Origin of the sequence: Pseudomonas sp. WS 5532 (assembly GCF_012985445.1) — a bacterium.
In the GTDB taxonomy this organism is placed as follows: domain Bacteria; phylum Pseudomonadota; class Gammaproteobacteria; order Pseudomonadales; family Pseudomonadaceae; genus Aquipseudomonas; species Aquipseudomonas edaphica.
The window spans coordinates 19,035-42,543 of record NZ_JAAQWK010000021.1; the positions used below are offsets into that span (position 1 = coordinate 19,035).

The following is a 23,509-nucleotide window of genomic DNA, read 5'->3' on the forward strand; positions in this document are numbered from 1 at the left end:
GTGAAATCCGAGTCCGGAAGCCGCTGCCAAAAGTAAAGATTTTCAATCTAGGACGCGTACTTTTCTGACGCGTAAACCATGGCCGACTGTTTTCAACAGAATCGGCCATTTTCTGCCTGTCGCGAAGGGCCGCACCAAAAATGTCTGCTTGGATTGCACTTGGGACCTATTCAACTGCGGTTATCACAAACCGGCTTTCTGGCTATTTCCTCCCTTGTAGCTGCTAGGCATGATGAATACGACGATGCCTAGAATTCCCATCATTGCTGAGGACGTCATCAGCTGCACCTCATGCGCGGCTGAAAACGCTTCTTTAGCCGCCTCAATCAGCGCAGTGCTTTGGGGCTCGATCGACGACATTGCTATCGCCAATCGAACGCGCCGCACGCTCTGCCAGGATTTCTCAAGGTCATCGGGTAATTGATAGAGGGCTTCGATCTTCCTCCGGACTATAGGTAAGTTCAAATCAGTGCCAGTCGTGGCGAGCGAGTTGTCAGGGTCGAGCACCTGGAATCGGACCTTGCCATCGACCTGGGGAGGTTTGGGTTTGCGTTGTCGCTGCTTCTCCGATTTGGCCCAGTGGCCACGCCCAGGCAGAGGGATGCCGGCTTTGCGACAAGCTTTGGCAACGGCGACGTCGGAAACACCAATGTCTTGGCCAGTTTGACCATGGGTGTTTGCCACACTTTTTCGAACAGTTCCGCGACGGTGAAGCTCACGAATGTGTACATGCAATCTGCCACCTTTGCTCATCCGAATGTAAGGTCACAATAGGTGGTGTCGCGGATGTTAAATTCCGGAGAGCGCTGGGTGCAACAGCCCTATGAGGGTGTCTGCATCTCTGGCGCCGCGTACGCTGGAAAGGACAACATCGATGTGTTTGGCGTGTGCTCGTAAGTTGAGGACAGCACGGCACTGAGTCGATCGCCCAACAGGTTCCAGGCACACTTCTTCTCTTCGGCATAGTCGTGATGCAGGTAATGGCGTCTCACTCGGGAGCCGGCCAACACATGGTTTTGGCAGCGGTCGATGACGTCCAGGCTGACCCCCAAGGCCTGCATCATGGTCGCACCGGTGCGGCGTAGGTCATGCGGCGTCCAGTCGCCGTTTTGGCCGTGGGCAAGGACCAGGGTGTCGTCGTGACGCCGTCTGGAGAGGGCCTTGCGGTTTTTGAACCGGGCTTGGCGGTCACCCACCTGTTTGCTCACCACCTTCACGTCCACATGCCCATCATCCTGCTTGTTGGGAAAGCACCATTGGCTATGTCCAGTAAGGGTTTTCAAGTCCTGAAAGAAATGCAAGGCGAAGGGGGAGAGGAAAACATGGTGATCCTGTTTTTTGCCCCGGGTGCCTTTGACGTTTTCACTGGGGAGGAACCAGGTCTGCCGGTCCAGGTCGACATTTTTCCATTCGGCCTGCAGTAACTCACCAATCCGGCACAAGGTGCCCAGGCTGATCCAGAGCGCAAGTTGAGTCTCCTTCTTTAATGGACGAATACCTTCGTACTTTTGACCAGCGGGGAGGGCGTTGTAATCGGCGGTCATTTGCTGGAAGCGGTTGTGCAGTTCCAACAGCTCAGCCGGCAAAAGGATGCGGCTTCTTTCTGCCTCGTAGCCGGCGGGGATCAAGGGGGAGATGTCGACCAGTTCGGTCGGATCGCCCTCGATCAATAAGGCCCGCCAGGGCTGACGCTTTCTGGCCCAGCTGAACATCTGAGTTAGGTCGGCGAAGAAACTGATGGCTTGCCGGTGAGCGCCGCGGTTGAGCACGGTGCGGATCAGCGCCCGAACATCGTGTTCGGAGACGCTGCTCACCGCGGTCTTGCCAAGTGCCGGAAAAAGGTCTTTGTTAAAACGGCGTTGTAGTTCGGCATTGCCATCTTTGCGCGCCACGCCATCCAACAGCCAGGCCTTGGCCAGATCTTGGACGGTCAGCGTTTTCACCCTCGCCGTTTTTACTTGTTCGGCCTCTACCTTAGCCGCGGCGTATGCCTGCGCCTTGGCGGTTTTCTTCTGCTCGTTGGGATTGATTTGCTCATCGATGAGCGCTCGGGCCTGGTTGCGAGCCTTGCGGATGTCCGTCAGGGATTTGCGCGGCCAGGAGCCGCAGGAGTACTCTTTGTTCTGGTCACCCCACCGATACCGATAGAAAAAGCTGACTGTCACGCCGTCCTTGCGGACTGAGATTCGACCGGCCAGATTGCCATCCTCCCTGAGGATTCGGCCGGCATCTTCAGCGGTCAGCGACTCGAGTTCTTTGATGGTGATTTTAGCCATAAAATAGGTTCCCCCTACTTTTACCCCCACAAAAACGTCGGCTCTTGATGGACGTTACTGGACTCTCGTAGAGCAGAACACCGCTGGAGCTCAAGTAAATACTAGCTTAGAAAAATCCAGAGTAAAATTTTGGAAGCTTTCAAGAAGTATGAAAAAGGAGATGGGGTGCTAGGGGTCGAGTGTTCGAATCACTCCGTCCCGACCATATTCTCGATCAAGCCCAATCTGAAAAGGTTGGGCTTTTTCATGTGCGCGTTTTTTGGGGAACGCCCCAATTTTTCTCCCTTGTACCGTCTGCCATACCCAAGCGTATCCCTAAGCAGGCAGTACTCTTATACGGTTTTTCGGCGCTTGAGAATGAAAGTATCCGAGATGAAAGGTTGCATAACGCACCCAGCGTCTTGGAGAAACTCATGAGTTGTGAACAGCAAACCCCTACCACCCATGCACGTGGCATTGATGTATCGCGCTGGCAAGGAGAGATCGACTGGCGCCGCGTCGCGTCAGCCGGTGTCACCCATGCCATTGTGAAGATGACCGAAGGGGGCACCTACACTGACCCTCGGTTTGCAACAAACTTTGCCGGGATGCTGGCCCACGGTTTGACTGCGGGGGTTTACCACTACTTTCGTGCACTGAGCAGTACCCCCGGCGAACAACTGGCCAATATTCGGCAGCGGATCTGCGAGGCCAACTTCGAGGTCGGGAAGCACATCCTGGCCATTGATGTAGAAACCTCGCGCAACGAAACGGCGAGCGCGGATCAGATGGCCGATGCCTTGTACGAACTGGTAATGCTGCTCAGCACGCAGGTGCTCGATGGCGCCCATCCATACATCTACACGTCACCCAGCATCTGGGCTGACCGTGTGGCGTGGCGCAAGTACGATTTCAGCCCGTGCCCGTTGTGGATCGCCCACTGGGATGCCAAGCAGCCGACAGTGCCCGAAACCTGGCGTAGCCACGGCAAGCGCTGGCACTGGTGGCAGCACAGCAGCAAAGGCCAGGTCGATGGCATTCAAGGTGCCGTGGATCTGGATTGGATCAAGCGCTGAAGGCTTCAGCCAGCCGAACGCCCGCGCTGGCTGAGGTACTCCACAAACGGCCCGATATCCGTACTGCACAGCAAATGCGCCACCTCACGCACCTCAGCCTCCGGCCAGTCCCACCAGGCGGATTGCTCAAGGATCAGCCGAGTCGGTTCATCAAAACGCCAGCGGATATGTTTGGCCGGGTTGCCGCCGACGATGGCGTAAGGCGCCACATCCTTGGTCACAATCGCGCCTGCCGCCACGACTGCGCCATTGCCGATGGTCACGCCCGACAGAATCTTCGCGTGGGAGCTGATCCAGCAATCATTGCCAATGATCACGTCGCCTTTGCTGCCACCAAAGTCGGTAATGTGCGCGAGGCTTTTCATCTTGGCGGGGAAGGGGTAGCAACTGAGCCAGTCGGTGCGATGATGGCCGCCCAAATACACTTCCACATTGCCGGCAATCGAGGTGTAGGCGCCGACACGCAGGGTCGTGCCTTCATGCCAGTCGTGCACCTTCAAATCGCCGTAGGTGCCTATGCCAAAGCTGTAGTTTGGATAGCGGTTGCGCAGTTTTTGCGTCGAGCGCTCCAGCGGGGAGAGCGCGCGTATTGCCTTGCGCGCTTTTTTTTCGCGCCATTTACGCAATAACTTCATGCGGTGAGCCTTTATGCAGAGATTGAAATCAGGCGACATCGTGAGCAATGGCTGCCCTCTATGCAAGACGAAGGCTTTATCTGCTGAAAAAAATCGCCAACCCCTGTCCCTTTTTTGCGCCTCGCCTGTCATTCCAGGCAAGTGAACAAAATCGAGAGCTTCTCCCCATGCCCGCAGTCCGACCCATGCGCTTGCGCCCGTTGCTGAACCTGAGCCTGATGCTGAGCCTCAGTGCCAGCCCGTTATTTGTCCCGCTCAGCTATGCCGAAGGCAGCACCGCCCGCCGCAGTTACCAGGTGCCGGCCGGTAGCCTGAGCGCCGCATTGACGCGCTTCGCCGGGCTCGCCGGGGTCAACCTGTCGGTGGACCCGGCGCTGGTCAGCGGTCGCAGCAGCGCCGGCTTGTCGGGTGAATACGGCGTGGAGGAGGGCTTTGCGCAGTTGCTGACGGGCTCGGGCCTGCAGTTGCAACCGATGGGCACGCAGGCCTACAGGCTGATGCCGGTGCCGGAAAGCGGCAGCCTGCAACTGGCACCCACGTCCATCGTCGGTACCACTGGGTTGGCCGATGGCGATACCTATGCCGGTGGCCAGGTGGCGCGGCGTGGCTCGCAAGGCCTGCTCGGCTCACGGGACTTTATGGAAACCCCGTTCAGCATGACCACCTATACCGCCGAGGCGGTGAAGAACCAGCAGGCGCGTACCCTCGGCGATCTGGTCGCCAGCGACCCTTCGGTGCGCGCCACCAACCCGGCGGGCGGGCGCTACGAGCAGTTCACCATTCGCGGGTTCAGCCTGTTCAACAGTGATGTGGCCTACAACGGCCTCTACGGCGTACTGCCGACGTACACCATCGACATGGAAATGGCCGAGCGCGTCGACATCCTCAAGGGCCCGAGCCAGTTGATCAACGGCATCTCGCCGCGCGGCAGTGTGGGCGGCGGGATCAACGTGGTGCCCAAGCGCGCTACCGACAAGGACATCACCTCGCTGACCGGCACCTGGGCCTCCGGCAGCCAGGCCGGTGGCGCCGTGGATGTGGGGCGGCGCTTTGGTGAGGACAACAAATTCGGCATCCGTTTCAATGGCGTGAAGCAGTCCGGCGATACCGAATGGGATCACCAGAGCGTCGACCGTGAAATGGCGGTGCTGGGCCTGGATTTTCGCGGCGAGCGCCTGCGCCTTTCCACGGATATCGGCCACACCGAGCGCGACACCGATGCGCCGCAGGAACGTGTACAAGTCGGCGCCAATGCCAGGGTGCCGAGCGCCAATGACGTACGGCATAACTACGCACAGCCCTGGAGCAAAGCCCGTACCGATGACACCTTCGGCACGGTTAACGGCGAGTTCGACCTCAGCGACAGCGTCATGCTGTATGGCGGCGTCGGCGCGCGTAAAAGCAACCACGACTTCTTGCGTCACGCGGTGTCCGTCACCAACAACGCCGGGGATTTCAGCGTATTGCCACGGGATTTCACCCGCGATGAAAACGTGCGCACCGCCACCGCCGGGGTGCGCAGTTGGTTGCATACCGGGCCGGTCAGCCATGAGATCAACCTGGCGGCCAGCTACTTCTATATGGACTTTGAAAACGGCGGCGCCCGTTACGCGGCGGCGCCGAGCAACCTGTACAACCCGGTAGAAACCCCAACCCCTTCACGGCCAACACGCCTGGATTCCAAGGTCTACACCGAGAACCGCTTCAGTGGCGTGGCGCTGTCCGATACCCTGGGCTTTTTCGACGAGCGTTTATTGCTGACATTGGGCGCGCGCTGGCAGCGGGTCAAGGTCGACGACTGGACCAACAACGTCAAAGGCGCTACGGCCTACGATGAGGAAAAGGTCTCGCCCTCCGGCGGCATCCTGTTTAAAGCCACCGACAAACTGTCGCTGTACGCCAACTACATGGAAGGCCTGAGCCAAGGCAAAATCGCGCCGTCGACCTCGATCAACGAAGATCAAATCTTCCCACCGTTTGTCAGCCGCCAGGTTGAAGTAGGCGCCAAATACGACGCCGGCGCGTTTGCCGTGACGGCCGCGGTGTTCCGCATCAAGCAGCCAGCCTACGAAACCAACGCTACTACGCGAGTGTTCGGGCCCAACGGCAAACGCCAGAACGACGGCGTGGAGCTGAGCGTGTTCGGCGAGCCGCTCAAGGGCGTGCGCTTGCTGGGCGGCGTGATGGTTATCGACAGCGAACTGACCCACACCACCAACGGTACTTTCGACGGCAACCGCGCGCCGGCCACGCCCAAGTACAACGTCAACCTGGGCGCCGAATGGGATGTGCCGACGGTGGAAGGCCTGACCCTGACCAGCCGGGGTATCTATTCCAGCTCGCAGTACCTGGACCAGTCCAACGTCAAGGAAATCGACGCCTGGACACGCCTTGACGTTGGTGCGCGCTATGCCTTCAAGGTCGACGATAAGCACATCACCTTGCGGGCGAATGTCGAGAACGTCGCCGATAAACGCTACTGGAGTTCAGCGGGTGCTTCGGATGACAGTGAGCCGGGCCTGACCCTGTCCACGCCGCGCACGTATTTGCTGTCGGCCACCGTCGACTTCTAAACGCAACGATCATGAGGGGAAGACCAATGTGGGAGCTGGCTTGCCTGCGATACAGGCACCTCGGTCTGTCAGTAAGACCCGGTCGATGCTATCGCAGGCAAGCCAGCTCCCACACAAGCCAACTGCCACATAGCCCTGACCACATAAGCCAGCCCACACCACGGACGTGCCGCGTTAATAAGAATGTTTTTTGATTGCATCGCCTCAATATGGAATAGTACCCGCCGTTTTCCCCGGCCCGTCCAGCCGGGGTGTTTTAACGCCGAGGTCTTTGTCATGCGAATGTTGCGCTCCATCCCGACCCTTGCCGCCTGCCTCCTGGCGTTGTCTTCCAGCGTGTTGAACGCCGCGCCCATCGACCTTAATGATGGCCAGCACGCGGTGCACCTGCCGGATGCGCCCAAGCGCGTGGTGGTGCTGGAGTTTTCCTTTCTCGACAGTCTCGCCGCCATAGACGTTACGCCGGTCGGCGCTGCGGACGATGGCGATGCCAACCGCGTCTTGCCGCGTGTGCGCCAGGCCATCGGCCAATGGAAGTCGGTGGGCTTGCGTTCGCAACCGAGCATCGAAGAAATCGCCCGGCTCAAGCCGGACTTGATCGTCGCCGACCTCAATCGTCATCAGGCGTTGTACAGCGACTTGGCGAGCATCGCGCCGACCTTGTTGCTGCCATCACGTGGAGAAGATTACGAAGGCAGCCTTAAATCCGCCGAACTGATCGGCACGGCCCTGGGCAAAAGCGCGCAGATGCACGCGCGCATCGCCCAGAACCGTGAACACTTGCAGGCCATTGCCAAGCAGATTCCGGCGGGTGCCAGCGTGTTGTTCGGGGTTGCCCGTGAAGACAGTTTTTCCGTACACGGGCCTGACTCCTACGCCGGCAGCGTGCTGCAAGCCATCGGCCTGAAAGTGCCGTCGGTACGCGCCAAGGCTGCGCCGACTGAATTTGTCAGCCTGGAACAATTGCTCGCGCTTGACCCTGGCTGGTTGCTGGTCGGTCACTATCGACGCCCAAGTATCGTCGACACCTGGAGCAAGCAGCCGTTGTGGCAAGTGCTCGGTGCGGTGCGTAATCATCAAGTGGCCGAGGTCGATGGCGACAGTTGGGCGCGTAACCGAGGTGTATTGGCGTCGGAGCAAATCGCTGAAGACACCCTGGCGATTCTCAAGGGCGGCAAAGCCGTATTGAGCCAATAACCGTGCAGCGCAGTTTCGCGGCGGCAGGCATTGTGCTGCTGGGTGCCGTGTTGTTCTGGTACTCGTTGTACAGCTGGTCGCCGTTCACCATCACTGCGACGGATGCCTGGAACGGCCTGGTTCATCAGGGCAGCATTGGCGGCAATATGGCCTATATCGTGGCGCAGCTGCGCGTGCCGCGTGCGTTGTGCGCGGCGTTGGTCGGTGCCTGTCTGGGGCTGGCCGGTGCACTGATGCAAGGCATCACCCGCAACCGCTTGGCATCGCCTTCATTGTTTGGCGTGACGGCCGGCGCGGCATTGGGATTGGCCTTGTTTTCCACCGGTTTGGTTGCGCCGCCCTTTGCCGGGGGCGCCTTGTTGATGACCTGCCTGGGCGGCGCGCTGGCCTGGGTCACGGTGTTCAGCCTCGGCGGCGCGTGGTCGCCGACCACCGCGCAAGGTCGGTTGGTATTGGCCGGTGTGGCGGTTGCGGCGCTGTGCGCGGCCTTGACCCGGCTCACGGTGATTCTGGTCGAGGCCCAGGCCCAAAGCGTGCTGAACTGGCTGGCCGGGTCGCTGGCCAATGTGGGTGCGGCCCAGGTGCAATTGCTCTGGCCGTGCACGCTGATCGGCGGCGTGTGGGCGCTGTGGTGTGCGCCGCGCCTGAACCTGATCAACCTCGGCGAAGACGCCGCGCGCTCGTTGGGCGTCGGTATCGCCAGCCTGCGCTTGCAGGTGTTTGTCGCCAGCTTGCTGTTGGTGGGCGCCAGCGTGTGCGCGGTCGGCCCCATTGGCTTTGTCGGGCTGATCGCGCCCAATATCATTCGCCAGTTTCTCGGTAACGACTACCGCTGGCTGATTCCGCTCAGCGCGGTGTTGGGCGCGGTGATCGTGCTGGGCGCCGACTTGCTCAGTCGCGCGGTGGCCTTTCCAGTGGAAACCCCGGCGGGTGTGGTCACTGCTTTGATCGGCGCACCGTTCTTCCTGTTTCTTGCCAGGCGCACCCTATGATTCGGCCACGATTACGTTTATGGCTGCTGCTGGGCTTGCTGCTGGTGGCGTTGCTGGCGAGCCTCAGCGCCGGTACGGTGTGGCTCAAACCTGCCACCGTGCTGGAGCGCCTGCTGGCCCACGATGCCCTCGATTTTGAAGTGTGGAACCACCGCCTGCCACGCAGCCTGATCGCCATTCTGGCCGGCTGCGCCTTCGGCCTGGCCGGTGCGATTGTGCAGGGCGTGATCCGCAACCCGCTGGCCTCGCCGGAAATTCTCGGCGTGACCCAGGGCGCCGGGCTGGCGCTGACCGTGGCGATCATCAGCTGGCCACACCTGCCGATTGCCTGGCTGCCACTGGTGGCCTGCCTGGGCGGTGCCGGTGGGGCCTTGCTGCTGGCGCTGTACAACACCGGCGTGAGTTTTTCCGGGGTGCGTTTTGCGCTGTCGGGGGTGGCGATTGCGGTGACCTTGTCCAGCGTCACCGAGTTTTTGATCCTGTCCCATCCGTTGGATATCAACACCGCGTTGCTCGCGCTGACGGGCAGTTTGTGGAGCCGCAATTGGCACCATGTGGCGCTGGTGCTGCCTTTTCTGCTGTTGATCCCGCTGGGCCTGTGCCTGGCTAAACCCCTGAACCTCATTGCTCTCGGCGATGAGGCCGCCCACAGCCTGGGCACTGCGCTTGGCCGTACCCGCTGGTGGGCGATGGCCTGCGCGGTGGTGCTCACCAGCCTGGGTGTCGGCGTGATCGGGCCGATTGGTTTTATCGGCCTGGTCGCACCGCACATGGCGCGGCGCCTGGTGGGTGGGCATCACCAGTACCTGCTGCCGGCTGCGATGCTGATTGGCGCGTTATTGCTGGTGCTGGCCGACACGCTTGGACGCACGTTGATTGCGCCCAGCGAAATCCCGGCGGGCGTGCTTACGGCGGTGATTGGTGCGCCGTATTTTCTTTGGTTGCTGGCACGGTTCAAGGGTTGATGACATGAGTATTTTGCAGGCACACCAACTCGACATCGGCTATGGCGCCACGCGCATTGTGCAGGGCCTCTCGTTCGTACCGCCGACAGGTCGCGTCACCGCGCTGATCGGCCCCAACGGCTGCGGCAAATCCACCTTGCTCAAGGCGTTTGCGCGCATCCTCAAGCCGACCCAGGGCGAGTTGACCCTGGATGGCCACGCCTACGCCAGCTTGTCCGCTCGGCAACTGGCGCGGCAGATCGCATTTTTACCGCAGGTATTGCCGGTGCCGGAAGGTGTCAGCGTGCGCCAGTTGGTCGCCTACGGCCGCAGCCCGCATAACTCGTTGTGGGGGCGCCTGAGCGGCAACGATCAAGCCCAGGTGACCCAGGCCATGCAGCGCCTGGAGCTGGACAGCCTGGGCGACCGCGCGTTGGCGGATTTGTCCGGCGGCCAGCGCCAGCGCGCCTGGCTGGCCATGGTGCTGGCACAGAATGCGCCAGTGGTGTTGCTCGACGAACCCACCACTTACCTCGACATCAGCCATCAGGTGGAACTGCTCGACCTGATGGGCGAACTGGCCGCCGAGGGCAAAACCGTTATCACCGTACTGCACGACATCAACCAGGCCTGCCGCTACGCCGACCACTTGGCGGTGATGCACGCCGGCAAGCTGGTGGCTGACGGCCCGCCCGCCCAAGTGATCAGCGCCGAGCTGATGCGCCAGGTGTTCGACGTGCAAGTGCAGATCATGCAGGAGCCGGTTGCCGGCACGCCAATGTGCCTGGTGGAAAAAAGCACTCGCATCCACGCCTGACCCTGTTCGCTCTCACGCACTAATGCTCGTTCCCACGCTCCGCGTGGGAATGCAGCCCGTGACGCTCCGCGTCACAAGGTTGCAGGGCGGGACGCGGAGCGTCCCATGAGGCATTCCCACGCGGAGCGTGGGAACGATCAGCAGGAAAACATTATTTATATGAATAAAGTTATTCGCTAATAATGAAAGTAGAGAATATTAGCTTATACCCAAATAGCATTATATTTTTAAAATCCATTCCGTTATGTTTGATCGCAACAGCCTACCCCTGACCTCGGATGGTACCCAGCGTGATTCAGATTCTGCGCGCCATAACCGGGTAAAGACCCCGCGGCAGAATCGTTGGAAGGGAGTTCAACGTATGTTGCCGATTCAAAACCCTCGCTCACTCCACACCTAGTTCCCCATCGCAGCGACACCCTGAAAAACGAGCACCGCGCCCGCCGCGCGACTGCCCGACTTCGCGATTCGGAAAGCCTGGAGTGGTCATGAAGCAAGTTTTACCCCCCACCGCCGCACTCACGCTGGCCCTGTTGGCCGGCACTGCATCCGCCCAGGACGACAGCACCTTGTCCACCGTGGTGGTCACCGGCAACCGTGGCGCCGAGCAGCGCACCGTCACCAGCAGCCCGGTGCCGATCGATGTGGTCAGCGCCAGGCAACTGCAAAGCACCGGTAAGCCTGGCTTGATGGAAGCCTTGAGCGCGGTGATCCCGTCGCTGACCCTGCCTGAAAAAACCGGCTGGGACGCCAGCGGCATTGCCCGTGCGCCCAACCTGCGCGGCTTGAGTGCTGCCGAAGTGCTGGTGCTGGTCAACGGCAAACGTCGCCACACCAGCGCCACGCTGAACATCAATGGCATCAACACCGGCGCGGCACCGGCCGACCTGGATTTGATCCCCATCAGTGCCATCGACCATGTGGAAGTGCTGCGCGACGGCGCCGCCGCCCAGTACGGCTCGGATGCCATCGCCGGGGTCATCAATGTGATCCTCAAGGCTGATACCAGCGGCACCGCCGTCACCAACGTCGGTCAGGGCTACGACGGCAAGAAGCAAACCGTGCAACAAAGCCTCAACAAGGGGTTTGAAATCGGCAACGGCGGCGTTGTGCAGTTGGCCCTGGATGCGCGCAGCCAGAATGACGACAACAAAGCCAGCGCCAACGGCTACACCTATGAGCAAGCCTACAACCAGGCCGGCAGATCGACCTACGGCGGTTACGGCACGCCCAAGACCAATCTGCTGACCCTGGGCTACAACGCCGAGCTGCCGATTGATGACAGCCTCAGCCTGTATTCCTTCACCACCTACTCGCGGCGCAAGGCCGAGCAGGGGCAGAACTACCGGCTGCCGACCATCACCAACACCATCACCACCGGGCCGAATGGCTACCCGGCCGGGTACACGCCGACCTGGTACATCGACGAGGACGATTTCCAGGCCGCGTTCGGCGGCAAAGGCACCGTTGGCGCGTGGGACTGGGATTTGTCCACCACCTACGGGCGCAACGAGGCGGAACAGGGCACCACCCACAACCAGAACCCGTCGCTGGGCGAGTACACGCCCAACAGCTTCACTTCTGGCACCTGGATTTCCACCGAGCTGACCACCAACCTCGACTTCAAGCGCGGCTTTGATGTCGGCCTGCAAAAACCGTTGGACCTGTCCTACGGCTTCGAACATCGGCGCGACACCTATGAGGTGCAGGCGGGTGACTACGCGTCTTATGCCAATGGCGGCTACTGCGTGGCGCCCGGCAACTGCGCGTCATCCGGGGCGCAGGTCACCAACGGCATTTCGCCGGATGAAGAAAGCAGCGCCTCGCGCAACAGCCTCGCCAGCTATGTCGATGTGGGCTTCAACCCGCTGCCGGACTGGTACATCGGCACCGCCTTTCGCTACGAGCATTACAACGAAGGCATCGGCGCCACCCGCAGCGGCAAGCTGACCACACGCTACGATTTCACCCCGCAATTTGCCGTGCGCGCCACCGTCAGTAACGGCTTTCGCGCGCCGTCCCTGGCGAATAGCCTGTTCAGTGCGCGCTCCACCACTTATGGCGTGGTCGACGGCGTGTATCAGTCGATCAACTACGGCGTATTGCCGGTGGGTTCGGCGGCGGCCAAGGCCCTCGGCGCCCAAGAGTTGAAGCCCGAGCGCTCGACCAACTTCAGCCTGGGTTTCACCCTTACGCCCACCGACCGCCTGAACTTCACCGCCGACGCCTACGTGATCAACCTGCGCGACCGCATCACCCTGACCGGCACCTTGCTCGGCCCCGAAGTCACTCAGGTACTGCAAAGCAACGGCATCAACTCCACCTCCGGCGGCCAGTACTTTATCAACGGCGCCGACACCCGCACCAAGGGCGTGGATCTGGTCAGCAACTACAACCAGGACCTCGGCCAGTTCGGCGCCTTGAAGTGGACCGCCGCATTCAACTGGAACCAGACCAAGATCCTCAACTACAAGGCGTCCACCGATATCCTCGGCACGCCCTATGACCTGATGGACCGCCAGGCCCGTGGCCTGATCACCGATGTGCAGCCCAAGACCAAACTCATCCTCGGCGGCGACTGGAGCATCGACCGCTTCAACCTCAACCTGGCCCTGACCCGCTACGGCGCCTACAAAGAGGTCAATTTCTCGGCCAATCGCGACCTGGACCGGGTTTACAACGCCCGCTGGATCACTGACCTCGACCTTGGCTACAACCTCACCAAAGCCCTCAACATCGCCGTCGGCGCCAAGAACCTGTTCGACCTTTACCCCAAGAAACAAGGCGTGCCGAGCAGCACCATGCTCGCCAGCTACGGCACTTATTCGCCCTACGGTTTTACCGGCGGGTACTACTACACCCGGCTGACTTACGCCTTCTAAGGCCGCAACCCGCGAGGAATAGAACATGCCCATTGTCGCCAAATCCTATGACCTGATCGAAGACGTCAGCCCGGTTCGCCAGCGCCGCGTTGCAACGCCCATCAAGGCCCTGCAAGTGGTTCCCGCCCGCCACCCGTGGCGCTGGGCCGGGTCGATCTTCGCTGCGCTGGTGCTGCTCGCCATCGTGCATTCACTGGCCACCAACCCGCGTTGGGAGTGGGGCGTGTTCGGCCAGTGGTTCTTTTCCGCCTCGGTGCTGCGCGGCCTCGGCCAGACGCTGCTGCTGACGCTGCTCAGTACCGTGTTCAGCATCCTCTTCGGCACTGCATTGGCGCTGGCACGGCTGTCGGGCTCGCCATTGCTGGCGGCGTTGGCCTGGGGCTATATCTGGTTTTTCCGCTCGATGCCGGCGCTGCTGGTGCTGATCATCCTCTACAACTTTGCCTACCTGTATGACCACATCGTGCTCGGGGTGCCGTTCACCCGCGTGGTGTTCGCCGAGTGGTCGACCGTGGATGTGCTCAGCCAATTCACCGTGGCGGTGTTGGGCCTGAGCCTGATGCAAGCCGCCTACGCAGCGGAGATCATTCGTGGCGGTTTGATTGGCGTGGATGCCGGCCAGCATGAAGCGGCGGCGGCCCTCGGTTTGCCGGCTTCGCGACGGATTTTTCGCATCATCCTGCCCCAGGCGCTGCGCTCGATTTTGCCGTCGGGTTTCAACGAAATCATCGGCCTGGTCAAGGGCACGTCCATCGTCTACGTGCTGGCCTTGCCGGAGCTGTTCTACACCGTGCAGGTCATCTACAACCGCACCCAGGCGGTGATCCCGCTGCTGGTGGTGGCGACCGTGTGGTACCTGATCATCACCACGGTGCTGACCAGCGCCCAGTACTACGTCGAGCGCCACTTTGCGCGCGGTACGGCGCGGGTACTGCCGCCCACACCGCTGCAACGCCTGCGCGGCTGGCTCAAGGAGAAAACCCATGGCTGAAGCACGCGCCGGGCGCATTCAGATCCAGGGCGTGGGCAAGCGCTTTGGCAACCAGCAGGTGTTGAAAGACATCGACCTGACCATCGACCCAGGCAAGGTCACGGTGATTCTCGGGCCGTCCGGCTCGGGCAAATCCACCTTGCTGCGCACCATCAATCACCTGGAAAAAATCGACAGCGGGCACATCACCATCGACGGTGAATACGTCGGCTATCGGCGCAAGGGTGACCTGCTCTACGAATTAAAAGAACGCGAGATTCTCAAGCGCCGCATTGACGTGGGTTTTGTGTTCCAGAACTTCAACCTGTTCCCGCACCTCACCGCCTGGGAAAACGTCGCCGAAGCACCGCTGGCCCACAAGCGCTGGAGCAAGGCCGAGGCGCAGGCCAAGGCCTGCGAGCTGCTGGCCAAGGTCGGCCTGGCCGACAAAGTCGATGCCTACCCACGCCAGCTCTCCGGTGGCCAGCAACAGCGTGTGGCTATCGCCCGCGCCCTGGCGCTGGATCCCAAAGTGCTGCTGTTCGATGAACCCACCTCAGCCCTCGACCCGGAGCTGGTGGGCGAAGTGCTCGACGTGATCAAAGGCCTGACCCAACTGGGTGTGACCCTGGTGATCGTCACCCACGAAATCGGGTTTGCCCGCGAAGTGGCCGACCACGTGGTGTTCCTGTGTGACGGCCAACTGATCGAAGAAGGCCCGCCCGAACAGATGTTTCGCCAACCCCGACATCCCCGCACCGTGGCCTTTCTGGGCAAGGTGCTTTAGTTCAAGGAGTGACTGCCCATGTTCATCAATACTGCCCGCGTGGCCCTGCTGACGCTTGCCGTCGGTGCTGCGCAAACCGCGTTCGCCGTGCAACAGGTGGATTTCAGCCCCGACCGTGTGCGTATCCATGTACCGCGCAATGAAGCGGCGATTGCGCAGATCCCGCCGGGCTTCAAGTTCGCCCAGCCCGGCAAATTCACCGTGGCCGTGTCCGGCGTGGCCGGGCCGCCGCTGGCGCTGTTGGCCAATGACGACAAGACCACCATTGGCAGCGAAGCCGACACCGCGCAGCTGGTGGCCGACAGCCTCGGCCTGCAACTCAATGTGGTGCAGACCAGTTGGGAGGATTGGCCGCTGGGCGTCAGCTCCGGCAAGTACGACGCGGTGATCAGCAACGTCACCGTGACCGAGGCGCGCAAGAAGCGTTTTGACTTCGCCACCTATCGCCAGGATGTGCTCGGCTTTTACGTCAAGAGCACCAACAAAATCACCGAGATCAAACAGGCCGCCGACATTGCCGGGCTGAAGATCATCGTCGGCTCCGGCACCAACCAGGAAAAGGTCTTGCTGGCCTGGAACGAGGCCAATGAAAAGGCCGGTATCAAGCCTGCGCTCCTGCAATACATCGACGACCAGGCCGCCGCGCAACTGGCGGTGCAGTCCGGTCGCAGCGATGCGCTGTTCGGGCCTAACTCGGTGTATGCCTATTCGGCGGCGGTCACCGGTGGCATCAAGCGGGTGGGTACGGTGAACGGCGGCTGGCCGTTGAAGGCCGATATCGCCGTGACCACCCGCAAGGACAACGGCCTGATCCAGCCGATTCACACCGCCCTGCAAGGCGCGATTGCCGGCGGCCAATACGAACAGGTGCTGCAACGCTGGGGCCTGGACATCGAGCGCGTCGACACCTCGCTGATCAACCCACCGGGCCTGCCGGACTAGGAGCATCGACATGGGACTGACACGCCGTGAAGCGCTGTCGAGCATCGCCGCTGTAGGCGGCGAAAAGGCCGTCAAGGATGCATTGGCGGTATTGGGTTTGGGGCCGTCGTCACATCGCCGCCCGCAACCGCTGAAACTCAACGCGGGCCTGGGGCAGGGCACTCGTGTGCTGGTGCTGGGCGCCGGGATTGCCGGGTTGGTGACGGCCCTGGAACTCAGCCGCGCCGGGTTCAGCGTACAAATACTGGAGGCCCGCAACCGCGTGGGCGGGCGCACCTGGACCCTGCGCAATGGCGACCGCGTGGACTACAAGGACGGCCGCACGCAAACCGTAGCGTTTGATAACGGCCTGTATTTCAACGCCGGTCCCGCCAGGATTCCGAGCCAGCACCGCACGCTTCTCGACTATTGCAGCGAGCTGGGTGTGCCGTTGGAAGTGCTGGTCAACAGCAGCCACGGCGCCCAGGTGCGGCCCGACCTGCAACAGCCGGCGTTCACCGTCGGCCAGGCGATCAATGACACCCGCGGGCATTTGTCCGGCTTGCTGGCCAAAGCCGTGCAGCGCGATGCCCTCGATGATGTGTTGAGCAGTGAAGAGCGCACGCGCTTGCTGGCGTTTTTGCAGGTGTATGGCGATCTGTCGCAGGAACTGGCCTTTGAAGGCAGCTTGCGCTCCGGTCACCTGGAGTCGCCTGCCCACCCCGGCGCGCTGCCCGCCAGCCGCAGCCCGCTGGCGCTGGACCGGCTGCTGCATCCGGAGTTGTGGGGCGCGTTATTGCACACCGAATTCCCGGAATTTTCCGCCACCATGTTCCAACCCGTCGGCGGCATGGACCGCATCACCGACGCCTTCTACCAGCGCGTGCGTGAGCACGTGCAACTCGGCGCCCAGGTGCGGCAGATCCGCCAGCTTGAAGACGGCGTGGCGGTGACCTACCACGACCAGCTAAGCGGCCGCGAACAGGTGGTGCGCGCCGATTACCTGGTCTCGACCTTGCCGTTGCCACTGTTGGCCAAACTCGACACCGACTTCAGCGACCGGGTCAAAGCCGCCTTGCTCAGCACCCGCAGTGATCAGGCGACCAAAGTGGCGTGGCAATCGCCGCGCTTCTGGGAAACCGACTATCGCACCTACGGCGGCTTGTCGTGGATCGAACACCCGGCGCGCCTGCTGTGGTACCCCAGCAACGACCTCAACACCCGCGACGGTTTGTTGGTGGCCGGCTACGTGACCGGGGAGGGCGCCGACGTGTTTGGCGCCAAGCCGTTCGACCAGCAGTACGCCACGTCCAAAGAAGCCGTGGAACTGCTGCATCCGGGTTATTCAAAACACCTGCGCCACCCGCTGGCGGTGTCCTGGGAACAGATCCCCTACAGCGAAGGCCCATGGCTGCAACGCGAACACTTCCCGGCCGACGCCAGTGCCTTGCTGGAACAGGCCCACGGCCGCGTGTACTTCGCCGGCGACGGCCTGGTGCAAAGCGGTGTGGGCATCTGGCAGGAGTCGGCAGCCAACTCGGCGCGGCATGTGGTCGCGCAGCTGGCCGAGCGCGTTACCCAACAACAACAGATTGCGGCACTCGCCGCCTCCTGAGGAGCATCACCATGAGCGACAGCATCCAACGCACCAGCGTCGGCGATTTTCCCATCTCGCAAACCGTCACCGTACCGGCCTCCGCCAGCCTGATTTTCGTCAGTGGTACCTTGCCCGACCTGGCCGACCCGAACGTGCCAGGGGTTTACGGCAACACCGAAGTGCAGACGGTGTCGGTGTTCAACAAGCTGCGCAAGATCCTCCAGCAGCAAGACCTGGACCTGGGCGATATCGTGCAATTGCGCGTGTTTCTGGTGGGGGCCGAAGAGACCGACGGCAAGCTCGACTTTGCCGGGTTGCAGCGTGGTTACACGCAGTTCTTCGCCACGCCAGAGCAGCCGAACAAGCCTGCGCGCACGGCGTTGCAGGTGGTGGCATTGCCGTTGCCAGGGGCGCTGGTGGAAGTGGAGGCGATTGCGGCCAGAACGGCCTGACTCTATTGAATGCGCTGTTGTGGATAGCTTGCTTGCTGTGGCTTGTTGTGGCGAGCAGGCTTGCCCTGCGTTGGGGCGCGCAGCGGCCCTGAAACCAGGCGCTGAGTTCCTTCAGGAGAATCCCGGTGCCTTTACTGGGGCTGCTGCGCAGCCCAACGCAGGGCAAGCCTGCTCGCCACAACAAGCCTGCTTGCCACAATAAGCCACTAGCCACAACAAGCTGCTCACCACCATTGGTGGCAGGCCCGTGAACAGATCATCGGATTGTCAGTAACCGCATGTCACCTTTTTGTCGCTTGCAGTCTCTACTTTGTCTTGAGCGTTTTTATCTCAAGCACCCCAGGGATTGATTAGTGCCATGCCAACTCTCACCCGCCGCACCCTGCTGAAGGCCGCCGCCATCGGCTCCGCCTACACCCTGCTACCCGACTCCATCCGCCAGGCGCTGGCGATCCCCGCCAACAACCGCACCGGCACGATCATGGACGTCGAACACGTAGTCATCCTGATGCAGGAAAACCGCGCGTTCGACCACTACTTCGGCACCTTGCCCGGCGTACGTGGTTTCAGCGACCGCTTCACCATTCCGCTGCCGGGCGGCCGCAAAGTCTGGGAGCAACAGGGCAAGGGGCGGCGCGTATTGCCTTATCATTTGGACAGTTCACGCGGCAATGCCCAGCGTGTCGACGGCACGCCACATTCCTGGGTTGACGAACACGCCGCCTGGGGCAGCGGCCGCATGAATGCCTGGCCAACCTACAAGACCAACACGTCAATGGGCTATTACCGCGAGCAGGAATTGCCGTTCCAGTTTGCGTTGGCCAACACCTTTACCCTGTGCGATGCCTACCACTGTTCGGTGCACGCCGGCACCAACCCGAACCGGCTGTTCCATTGGACCGGCACCAACGGCCCGACCGGCGCCAATGTGGCTGCGGTGGTCAATGAATGGGACGGCCCTGGCGCAGTGAGCGTGGGTTACACCTGGAAAACCTACCCTGAGCGCCTGGAAGAGGCGGGCGTGAGTTGGAAGGTCTACCAGTTCTTGCCGGATAACTTTGGCGACAACCCGCTGGCTGGTTTTCGCCAGTACCGCGCCGCCAGCGTTGCGGCCGGCAACCCGGCGGAACCACCGAAAGACTTCAAGGCCTTTGTGCCCTACAGCGATCAACTCAACGCCCGTGTGCCGTTGTACAAAGGCAACGGCAACACACTGCCATCGGCAAACGGCAGTGACCTGGAAGCGATCATCCAGGGCTTTCGCGATGACATAAAAAACGGCCGCTTGCCTCAGGTGAGCTGGCTGGTCGCCCCGGCCAATTACTCCGAACATCCTGGGCCTTCCAGCCCGGTGCAGGGTGGCTGGTTCACCCAGGAGATTCTCAAGTCGCTGACTGAAAACCCGCAGGTTTGGAGCAAGACTGTATTGCTGGTCAACTACGATGAAAACGACGGTTTCTTCGACCACGTCCCTTCACCGTCAGCCCCGTCCAAGCGTGCCGATGGCAGCTTTGCCGGCAAATCCACGGTCAAGTTCGACAGCGAAATCTTCACGCACCCGGCGCCGCCCGGCACCACGCAACAGCCTGCGCCTGACGGTGGTGTTTACGGCCCTGGCCCACGGGTGCCGATGCTGGTGCTGTCGCCCTGGAGCCGCGGCGGTTGGGTCAACTCCCAGGCGTTCGATCACACCTCGGTGCTGCAATTTCTGGAGAAGCGCTTCCAGGTGCGCGAGCCCAATATCAGCGCCTGGCGCCGCGCCGTATGCGGCGACCTCACCTCGGCGTTCAACTTCGTCAACCCCAACACCGAGTTGTTGCCGCCACTGCATGAAACCACCCGCCGGGCGGCGGATTTGCTGCGCCAGCGCCAGGAACAACTGGCCCAGGTTGTGGTGCCTGCTGAAGGTCGGCAACAGGCGCCGCATCAGGCGCGCATGGCTCGACCATCCCGTGCGTTGCCATACCAGTTGAACGTCGAAGGTGACGTTGATCGTCGCGCCGGTGAGCTGACGTTGAACTTCTTCAACCATGGCGAACAGGGCGCGGTCTTCCACGTCTACGACCGACTGCACCTGGAAGACATCCCGCGGCGCTACACCGTGGGCGCCGAACAGCACCTCAGTGATACCTGGCCAGTGGCTGGCGGCTATGACCTGTGGCTATTGGGGCCGAACGGCTTTCACCGATCATTCAAGGGTGATCTGCAACGCCGCGAACCCGAACTGTCAGTGGCTTACCAGGGGGACAGCGTTCAACTGACGGTGATCAACCCCAGCAAGCATCCAGCCTCGGTGACGATCAAGCGCTGCCCTTACACCCATCAAGGCCCATGGCTGCTGGAGATTGCTGGCCACAGCTCGCAGCAACGCACATTCTCCCGTCAGCCGAGCGGTGGCTGGTATGACTTCACCGTGCGTAATGAGCATGGCTGGGTGCGCCGTGTGGCGGGGCGGGTTGAGACGGGGGCGCATAGCATCAGTGACCCGTTGATGGGCAAGCCGGTGTAGCAAACCCTGAGGCGGCGGATAGCGTTGAACCGATCCGCTGCCTTTGGCCGGGAGTTAGTATTTTGAGAAATATCCTACGTTCATAAAGGATTAAACATCCGCGCTTTTTCCGGGCAGTTTTAGACAATCGTTGGGTCCACCACCCACGAGCCCACGCCAATGACGAGCCAGCCTTTACGCGTCCTGATCCTTGAGGAGCACGCCTTTCAGCGCGCCGTCGTCGTGAGCCAGTTCAAACGGTTGGGGCATGCGGTGATCGAGGCGACGCATGCCACTGAAGCCTTGGCCCTCCTGGAAAGCGTTCACGGGGTGGATGTCGTACTGTGCGACTTGTCCATGTCCGGCATGGATGGGCTGGAGTTTTTGCAACATGCCGCGCAACAAGGGTGGCTGCATGGCGTGATTGTCAGCGGCCATCAGCCGACCGGGATCAGCCAAGCCCTGCAACAGTTCACCAGCCTGCTCGGCGTGTGTTTGCTTGGCCATGTCGAAAAGCTGGCGACCCTCAATCAGCTCGAAGAGGTATTGCATCGTCATCAGCCTGTTGGGGGGATCGTGCCTGCGGTTTCACCTGCGTTGCCATTGTTTACTCAGGCGCAAGTATGCGACGCATTAGCTGCCGGCCAGCTGCACGCGTACTACCAGCCCAAATTCAGCCTGTGGACCAACGAGATGATCGGCGTGGAAGTGTTGAGCCGCTGGCAGCACCCGCTTTACGGTCTGTTACCGGCAATGGCCTTCATGCCGGTGCTGGAGCGTTGCGGGCTGCTCGACCCATTGTTGTTTGCGCAGATGCACCAGGCCTTGACCCTGCAACAACACGTCAGGGCAAGCGGCATGACCTTGAACCTGGCGTTCAATCTGCACGCCAAGCAATTGGCTCAGGGTGGGTTGGGCAGGAAGATCAAGGACGTCATGGCGCCGTTCAAGGCACCGCGCTCCAGCGTGACTTTCGAGCTGACCGAAAGCGGCATGCTGGAAGCCTCGGCGAGCAGCCTGGCGTGCCTGATGCGTTTGCGCATGCTCGGTTGCAACCTGTCCCTGGATGACTTCGGCGCCGGGTTTTCATCCTTGCAACGCCTGTGTCAGCTGCCGTTCAACGAGATCAAGCTGGATGCCGAGTTTGTGCGCGGCATGACCACCGACCCACGTTGCCGTGCGGTGATCCACAGCACCCTGGCGCTGGGCGACAGCCTGGGCATGAGCGTGGTGGTGGAAGGCATCGAAACCCAGGAGCAGCAGCGGCAATTGCTGGCGATGGGCTGCAGGGTGGGCCAGGGGTATGTGTATGCGCCGGCGATGAGTGGCGAGCAGTTGTTGTGGCGGTTGCAGAACGTGGCTTGATGGGCGTTGAGCGAATACAGGTGGCAGGGCGCTCACCACCATTTCCAGCGGCCCTGTTTTTTCAGGGTGGCGATGATGTCTTCGCGCTTGAGGCGGATTTCGACCATCTTGTGGCGCAGTTCGCGGCAGCGGTTGCTGTTGAGGATCAGCAGGCCGGTCAGTGGGCTAAGCAATGACATAGCGTAGAGAAAAAGCGGCGGGCGGTACGCAATTGCGGGTAGGGATATCAGCAAGCAAATTAAGTAAATACCGACACTGATCCATACCGCGCGGATATGCCCATAGTTGACCTGAGCCTTGGAAAAAAACAGGACAAGGCCTGCTGCGATGCTGCCGAGAAAACAGATCTTAATTGCAAGGTCTTCCGGAAGTCTGGAGAGAAAGGTCAGCAACAGTAAGACGGCAGTCATTGCAATCGTGGAGCAGCCGGTAATTAGATCGGCGCCAATCACTAGCGCGTAGCGTCTCCTGAACGTTTGTGGGTTCTCAAAATAGAAGTATGCGTAAGCGCGATCCTCAGAGGTCAGGGCTTTGCGATCTTCATATATTTCATCCTTTTCGGATCCGCTAAGACCTTTTTTTGGTACATGCTTGCTCACTGGCTGACTTCCTCGTAGATACCAATAGCCCACGTCTTGATATTTCCTGGCATCGAGCTGCTCGCGAAACCCAGGGTTGCAGCCAAGGTGTCTTTTATGTGATTGGCGGTAGCAAGTTGCATTTCTGTGGCACTGATTCGTTTTGGTAATACGCCGGTGGCTTGTTTCACCTTGAGGATTTTTAGGGTTAATCGAGGATCACGAAGCCTGAGCAATTCATCATTCAGTCTCGCTCGTTCTTGCCGGTTCAGACCTTTGAGTACTTGTTTGAGAGGTTTGCCAGTGACTCTTGTTGCTGTGTTTATTGTTTTGATTGTGGTCAAGGCAGAAGTGGCGACGCCAAGTAATGCAATGGCATCCAGCGTCGTAACAACGGCCTGATACCAGGTTTCGTTATCCAGAAGATCAAGGTATTGGGGCGCAAACGCTTCTACACTGGTTCGACCTAACCCGATGGCGCATTGGGTCATACTGGCAGCCAGAGCAGCCTTGCCGATAAACGTAATTACCGCGCTCGTCCCCGCCGTAAAGGGCATCAACATCACGCCACTGGTAATGACTACCCAACTCAGAATCGCCCCCGTACAGGTCACCGCCGTGCCAAGCGCTTCAGCCACCCATTCCGACTCGCGCGGCTCATGCTCCAACATCCGCTTGAACTCCACCGGCCCCACATACTTGGGCGCCTCACGCAGCACGACCTTGATCGGTCGCACACTGCAAATCGCCTGAAACTCACGCAGTACCACCACGTTAAACATGTCATCGATATACACCACCCCCGCGCCAATCAGCGCCGGGTCGCTATCGATGGTGAAGAACAACTTGCGCAGATCAATACTGCTTTCAATCCGCTGACGCGTGGTGCGGTGGGCCGAAGGGAATCCATCTTTGAGCAGGGAAGCCGTCATCCTTAACTCCTGTTATTGCGGGAGTCGAGAGCGTAAAGATGAGGCGGT

Annotated in this window: 19 protein-coding genes; 14 read left to right on the top strand and 5 right to left on the bottom strand. The window is 60.8% G+C overall.

Annotated elements, in window-relative coordinates:
• Nucleotides 1-183: 183 nt before the first annotated feature.
• Together HBO23_RS33645 and HBO23_RS26850 are read right to left on the bottom strand one after the other, a co-directional pair.
• On the bottom strand, nucleotides 184-735 hold the full coding sequence (locus tag HBO23_RS33645) for a hypothetical protein (RefSeq protein WP_178131764.1): 552 nt from the start codon (nucleotides 733-735) through the stop codon (nucleotides 184-186).
• Between the two features lie 86 nt (nucleotides 736-821).
• Nucleotides 822-2,276: a site-specific integrase gene (locus HBO23_RS26850; RefSeq protein WP_170040374.1), complete on the bottom strand. Its 1,455-nt coding sequence runs from the start codon at nucleotides 2,274-2,276 to the stop codon at nucleotides 822-824.
• 413 nt (nucleotides 2,277-2,689) lie between these two features.
• On the opposite strand from HBO23_RS26850, the gene HBO23_RS26855 reads away from it, so the two are divergent.
• Nucleotides 2,690-3,331 carry a glycoside hydrolase family 25 protein gene (locus HBO23_RS26855; RefSeq protein ID WP_170040376.1) on the top strand — a complete coding sequence of 214 codons (642 nt, stop codon included), beginning with the start codon at nucleotides 2,690-2,692 and terminating at the stop codon, nucleotides 3,329-3,331.
• A 5-nt stretch (nucleotides 3,332-3,336) separates the two neighbouring features.
• Here HBO23_RS26855 and HBO23_RS26860 read toward each other — a convergent pair whose 3' ends face one another.
• Nucleotides 3,337-3,966 carry a CatB-related O-acetyltransferase gene (locus HBO23_RS26860; RefSeq protein ID WP_017138700.1) on the bottom strand — a complete coding sequence of 210 codons (630 nt, stop codon included), beginning with the start codon at nucleotides 3,964-3,966 and terminating at the stop codon, nucleotides 3,337-3,339.
• A 167-nt stretch (nucleotides 3,967-4,133) separates the two neighbouring features.
• On the opposite strand from HBO23_RS26860, the gene HBO23_RS26865 reads away from it, so the two are divergent.
• The 13 genes from HBO23_RS26865 (at nucleotide 4,134) to HBO23_RS26925 (ending at nucleotide 21,951) form a co-directional block, all read left to right on the top strand.
• Nucleotides 4,134-6,539 carry a TonB-dependent receptor gene (locus HBO23_RS26865; protein WP_170040378.1) on the top strand — a complete coding sequence of 802 codons (2,406 nt, stop codon included), beginning with the start codon at nucleotides 4,134-4,136 and terminating at the stop codon, nucleotides 6,537-6,539.
• A gap of 276 nt (nucleotides 6,540-6,815) precedes the next feature.
• Complete coding sequence (locus HBO23_RS26870) at nucleotides 6,816-7,736, top strand: Fe(3+) dicitrate ABC transporter substrate-binding protein FecB (RefSeq protein WP_170040380.1); 921 nt, start codon at nucleotides 6,816-6,818, stop codon at nucleotides 7,734-7,736.
• Nucleotides 7,737-7,738: 2 nt separating this feature from the next.
• Entirely contained in the window at nucleotides 7,739-8,728 is a 990-nt protein-coding gene (gene fecC, locus HBO23_RS26875; protein WP_170040382.1) for an iron-dicitrate ABC transporter permease FecC, read from the top strand.
• Nucleotides 8,725-9,693, top strand: coding sequence for an iron chelate uptake ABC transporter family permease subunit (locus HBO23_RS26880; protein ID WP_138450896.1), 969 nt, complete (start codon nucleotides 8,725-8,727; stop codon nucleotides 9,691-9,693). Before fecC ends, HBO23_RS26880 begins: the two co-directional genes overlap by 4 nt.
• Before the next feature lie 4 nt (nucleotides 9,694-9,697).
• Nucleotides 9,698-10,489 carry a Fe(3+) dicitrate ABC transporter ATP-binding protein FecE gene (gene fecE, locus HBO23_RS26885; RefSeq protein WP_170040384.1) on the top strand — a complete coding sequence of 264 codons (792 nt, stop codon included), beginning with the start codon at nucleotides 9,698-9,700 and terminating at the stop codon, nucleotides 10,487-10,489.
• A gap of 488 nt (nucleotides 10,490-10,977) precedes the next feature.
• On the top strand, nucleotides 10,978-13,371 hold the full coding sequence (locus tag HBO23_RS26890; RefSeq protein WP_170040386.1) for a TonB-dependent receptor: 2,394 nt from the start codon (nucleotides 10,978-10,980) through the stop codon (nucleotides 13,369-13,371).
• Nucleotides 13,372-13,396: 25 nt separating this feature from the next.
• On the top strand, nucleotides 13,397-14,362 hold the full coding sequence (locus HBO23_RS26895) for an amino acid ABC transporter permease (RefSeq protein ID WP_017138707.1): 966 nt from the start codon (nucleotides 13,397-13,399) through the stop codon (nucleotides 14,360-14,362).
• Entirely contained in the window at nucleotides 14,355-15,128 is a 774-nt protein-coding gene (locus HBO23_RS26900; RefSeq protein ID WP_138450888.1) for an amino acid ABC transporter ATP-binding protein, read from the top strand. The genes HBO23_RS26895 and HBO23_RS26900 overlap by 8 nt, the downstream gene beginning before the upstream one ends.
• A gap of 18 nt (nucleotides 15,129-15,146) precedes the next feature.
• Entirely contained in the window at nucleotides 15,147-16,070 is a 924-nt protein-coding gene (locus tag HBO23_RS26905) for an ABC transporter substrate-binding protein (protein ID WP_099549947.1), read from the top strand.
• 10 nt (nucleotides 16,071-16,080) lie between these two features.
• Entirely contained in the window at nucleotides 16,081-17,664 is a 1,584-nt protein-coding gene (locus tag HBO23_RS26910; protein ID WP_170040388.1) for an FAD-dependent oxidoreductase, read from the top strand.
• 11 nt (nucleotides 17,665-17,675) lie between these two features.
• Nucleotides 17,676-18,098: a RidA family protein gene (locus HBO23_RS26915; protein ID WP_017138711.1), complete on the top strand. Its 423-nt coding sequence runs from the start codon at nucleotides 17,676-17,678 to the stop codon at nucleotides 18,096-18,098.
• Nucleotides 18,099-18,456: 358 nt separating this feature from the next.
• Nucleotides 18,457-20,607, top strand: coding sequence for a phospholipase C, phosphocholine-specific (locus HBO23_RS26920; protein ID WP_170040390.1), 2,151 nt, complete (start codon nucleotides 18,457-18,459; stop codon nucleotides 20,605-20,607).
• A gap of 159 nt (nucleotides 20,608-20,766) precedes the next feature.
• On the top strand, nucleotides 20,767-21,951 hold the full coding sequence (locus tag HBO23_RS26925; protein ID WP_170040392.1) for an EAL domain-containing response regulator: 1,185 nt from the start codon (nucleotides 20,767-20,769) through the stop codon (nucleotides 21,949-21,951).
• Nucleotides 21,952-21,983: 32 nt separating this feature from the next.
• Here HBO23_RS26925 and HBO23_RS26930 read toward each other — a convergent pair whose 3' ends face one another.
• Nucleotides 21,984-22,550, bottom strand: coding sequence for a hypothetical protein (locus tag HBO23_RS26930; RefSeq protein ID WP_017138715.1), 567 nt, complete (start codon nucleotides 22,548-22,550; stop codon nucleotides 21,984-21,986).
• Complete coding sequence (locus HBO23_RS26935) at nucleotides 22,547-23,461, bottom strand: NAD synthetase (RefSeq protein ID WP_170040394.1); 915 nt, start codon at nucleotides 23,459-23,461, stop codon at nucleotides 22,547-22,549. The genes HBO23_RS26930 and HBO23_RS26935 overlap by 4 nt, the downstream gene beginning before the upstream one ends.
• Nucleotides 23,462-23,509: the final 48 nt, after the last annotated feature.